This is a genomic window from Lentilactobacillus parakefiri (assembly GCF_002157585.1).
In the GTDB taxonomy this organism is placed as follows: Bacteria; Bacillota; Bacilli; order Lactobacillales; family Lactobacillaceae; genus Lentilactobacillus; species Lentilactobacillus parakefiri.
This window is the reverse complement of the sequence record NZ_BDGB01000023.1, coordinates 1-303: the sequence shown is the minus strand read 5'-3', so window position 1 is coordinate 303 and position 303 is coordinate 1. Positions and strand designations below refer to the sequence as shown.

The 303-nt window shown below is 41.9% G+C and carries 1 pseudogene; it reads left to right on the top strand.

Annotated features, from left to right (window positions below):
* Nucleotides 1–303: pseudogene (locus LPKJCM_RS13120) on the top strand (IS5/IS1182 family transposase); the annotation flags it as partial.

The following is a 303-nucleotide window of genomic DNA, read 5'->3' as shown; positions in this document are numbered from 1 at the left end:
CAAACCACCAAGTTAATTGCCCTCATGTATCTGCAGTTCCGCCAATCATTGATTGATAACAAGCTGTTAAGTGATGAAGCAATTTTCATTGATGGCACTAAAATCCTCGCCGATGCCAATAAGTATTCATTTGTCTGGCGAAAAAGCACGGGAAAATTTGAAAGTAAGTTGGACCAGAAAACCCGGAATTTGTTTAAAGACCTGATTCAAAACAAAGTCAATCTAGCAGTGGCAAGCGAAATGGATCCGACGGATCTTCAGACGCTTGAAGCGGAAGTGGCCGCATTGGATACAGAGATTAAC